Genomic DNA, 3570 nt, shown 5'->3' on the forward strand with positions numbered 1-3570 from the left:
CTGCCGGCGTCGAGGCGGTGATCCCGGCTAGGAGCAACCGCCGCAACCCAGCCCCGCACGACCGGGAGAAATACCGCTGGCGCAACCTGGTCGAGCGGCTGTTCAACAAGCTGAAGAACTGGCGCCGCATCGCCACTCGCTACGACAAAACCAAAGAATCCTACCTTGGCTTCGTCGCCCTCGCTTCAATCAAACTCTGGATACCCTTTGTCCACGAAACCTAACTCATCAATCAATCAAGCTGTTGTGGGGTCGTGCGAGATGTCATGCGACCCTGCGCACGTTCGTCGTGGGTGACTGCTGACATCCGCGTAAACTAATATTTACCAAATTCCCTTAGTTCGGGAGGCAAGAGGCAATAAGTCGCGCCGCCTATCGAGCTGAGATGACATTGATCAACGTACGATCGTTACCGGAAAGAGTGCGGCAGGTTCTCATGGCAGGCCTGGTAACGCTTGTCCTATCCGTAGCCATGATACTCGATCCGATCGACCAGTTCGGCTGGCTGATCCAGTCGAATCTGGCGAACAGGGATCCCTCGGGCGAAATCGTGTATGTTGGCGTCGATCAGGACATCGCCGATCCACTGCATCCCCAGCGCCGGAGAGAGTTGGCGAGGCTGATCACCCGGCTTGAGCGAGCGGGTGCCGATAAACTGTTCTTCAACCTGCGTATTGAGCAGCCGGCAGAAGATCCCGGCGCAGATCGTCAGTTGAATGCAGCGCTCCGCGAGTTTGGTGATCGGGCCACCGTCACGGTTCGGAACGCAACCGATTTCGTCGGCGACTCCGAAGCTTATCCTTCCGTCAAAACGATCACTAATGGTCTGCGCAGTGCGGTCGCTCAGGAAGATTATAGCTATCTCGGCTTTACCTGGTCGATGCAGTATACTTCGCTTGTCGAAGGCCGATTGCTTCCAAGCCTACCAGTCGCGATGGCTGAAGCTGACGTATTACCGAATGGGTCCTTCCCGGTTTCCTATATTTTTGATATTGACCAGATAGGTTCCTACCGTTCAACAGAACTGATGCAGAAAAGCAATGAATATTTGTCCAGATCCTTCGCCGGTAAGACGGTATTGCTTGGCCCATCTTGGGGTAGTGATGAACAAACTGCCAAAATTCCGGGCTATCAAAATGTAGCATCTTCATTCGTTGCGATATTGGCTGCAGAGACTCTACGGGCTGATCTTTTTGTTTCTGTCGGTCCTTGGGTCGGCTTTGGAGCGACCTTCCTGCTGCTTATTCTTGTGGTCGGCATCAGCATGAACGAATCGCATCGTCATCTGGGCTATGTCGCCATCAGTGTTGTCCTGCTTGGCTTGTTTTTGGTGGGGACAGCGCTGGGCGCTCGGATAAGCGTAGGCTCGAGCGTTCTCATTCTCATGATCTATGCTGCGGCTCGCCTCAGGGTCAAATGGCAACAGAAATTCGCGCTGGTGGATCAGCTCACAAAATTGCCGACATTCCGCGCTCTTTTGAGGGATTTGTCGGAAACCAAGAAACGTCTTCCGCTCATCGTCGCTGAAATTCACGGGTTCCAGGCGGTCCTTCAGGCTCTGCCGCCCACACGGCACAAGGATTATATCCTGCGTCTGGTTGATCGGCTTGCGCTGGCGGAAGACCAGAAGGTGATCTACGCAAACGATAGCCGGCATTTCGCCTGGCTCTCCACCGATACGGAAGTGGACGCCATCCGCGAACATCTCGAGGGCTTGCGGTCGTTGTTCTCACAACCGCTGGTGCTGGATGGGACAAAGATAGATGTAGGTATCACCTTTGGAGTGGAAGTGTCCGAACACCCGTCCCCATCGGTGAGGATCGCAACAGCGATGAATGCAGTCGAGAAAACCTCGGAAGCGCATGAATTTATCGTATTCGACGGAGCCGACATCCGGCCGACAGATATGTGGGAGCTATCGCTTCGCGCGCGGATCGATGCGGCTCTCGAACGCGAAGAAATCTTTGTGGTTTACCAGCCGCAGATCGATCTGGCTGAAGGACGGATCATCGGCCTCGAAGCTCTGGTCCGCTGGGATGATCCCGAGAAGGGCGCTATTTCGCCCGCCTATTTCGTGGAGCAATGCGAAAAGGCCGGTCGCATGGATCACCTGACCCGTCATGTCCTAGACAGGGCTGTTGCCGACCTGGCCCAACTGACGACGATCGGTATCGACATCCGCATGTCCGTCAATATTTCGGCAACGCTCTTAAGTGGTAATGCCGTCATCGACATGGTGCAGAATGCGGTCGACAAGCACGAAGTCAAAGCCAATCGCGTTTGCCTCGAGATCACCGAGACCGCCAAAATTCCCAACATGGACCGCGCTTTGTTGATCCTTGAACGACTCTCTTCTCAGGGGTTCCGTCTGGCGCTTGACGATTTCGGGGTTGGAGAGGCGAATGTGGAAAATCTCTACCGGCTGCCCTTCGACGAAATGAAAATCGACAAGCTCTTCACCAGGGATCTTGCGACACAGAAGAACCGAGCCATCCTCCAGTCTCTGGTCGCCTTGGGCCGGGAAGCTGGAATGGAGGTCATCGCTGAAGGCATCGAGAGCCGGCAGACCTTGCAGTTCCTTAAACAGATCGGGTGCTCCCTAGGCCAGGGTTACTATCTTTCCTACCCCCTGCACCTCAGGCAAGTAGTTGAATATATTGACCATGCCAAAATGGCGAATGATAATCATAGTTAATCCTTTACAAAGATATATGGTTAACGCATGATGCAGGCCTCAAACAGGAGGCTTTACCATGTGGAATTTTTGGGAATGGCTGCTCGGCACCGGTCGGCGCCAACAGTAATTAACACACGAAGGGCCCCTCACGGGGCCCTTTTTTTTGGCCGTTGTACTGGATCCTTGCGAAACCCTCGCGGGCGCGCAAGTGGCGGACAGGGTGGTTGCAATATATCCGGAAAGAGCTTGCAACCGCGCGCGTTTAGCCAGCGACAATATGGATCGCCACTACAATCTTTACCCACGCGCAATGCCCAGGCGCAGGACACGCTGTCGCCATTAATGTTGTTCTACTTTATCTCGCGTGAAATTGAACCCTACATGTCGGAGCAGGTGATCCGAAGCAATACGATCGTTTCGGTCGAGGCAGATGTGCCGGATTGCGCTTTTTATCGCATCAGCGGACGAGGCAAACGCAACGTCTTCGTAGCATACCGCATTTCATCTCTCGTTCTTCTCGCGTCGACATTGCTGAAGAGCGAAGTGCGCGCGATCGGGAACTTCTGAATAGGTAAATGCTTTGAGCTCCGATTCAGTGCAGCGCACGCACTCACTATCGTGCGGTTACATCAGCAGCGCACCGAGCGCCAATGAACTGCCCCCATCTGCAAGATAAGTTCTGCTTCTGATAGACTTGGCCACCGTCTTCTCCCTCGCTTATCTTCGATACATTCGATAAGCCCGAAACGACGTTTAGACTTAGGATTAGGCTTCGTGGACAAAGCTTGACCTGAGACTCGACCGCTGATTCAAGGCTACCTTTTGGAGGCAGCATTGGGTGAGCGGGTTGGTGTGTCGGGTGACGAGTGGGCTTTGATCGGCCCACTGCTACC

2 protein-coding genes and 1 pseudogene are annotated in these 3570 nt (G+C 54.1%); all 3 read left to right on the plus strand.

From position 1 onward, the window contains the following. Positions 1 to 224: pseudogene (locus HG250_RS12965) on the plus strand (IS5 family transposase); the annotation flags it as partial. Positions 225 to 436: 212 nt separating this feature from the next. Continuing rightward, the gene (locus HG250_RS07910) at positions 437 to 2695 is read left to right on the plus strand and encodes an EAL domain-containing protein (protein ID WP_338103884.1); all 2259 of its coding nucleotides are present in this window, start codon (positions 437 to 439) and stop codon (positions 2693 to 2695) included. A gap of 228 nt (positions 2696 to 2923) precedes the next feature. Next, a complete protein-coding gene (locus HG250_RS07915) occupies positions 2924 to 3244 on the plus strand; it encodes a hypothetical protein (protein WP_170004466.1) in 321 nt (106 codons plus the stop codon). Positions 3245 to 3570 lie beyond the last annotated feature (326 nt).

It is taken from the genome of Pseudopontixanthobacter vadosimaris, from assembly GCF_012979275.1.
Taxonomy (GTDB): Bacteria; Pseudomonadota; Alphaproteobacteria; order Sphingomonadales; family Sphingomonadaceae; genus Pseudopontixanthobacter; species Pseudopontixanthobacter vadosimaris.

Coding starts and splice junctions, on each gene's coding strand:
- HG250_RS07910 (WP_338103884.1), top strand. CDS start 437: ATGGCAGGCCTGGTAACGCTTGTCCTATCCGTAGCCATGATACTCGAT.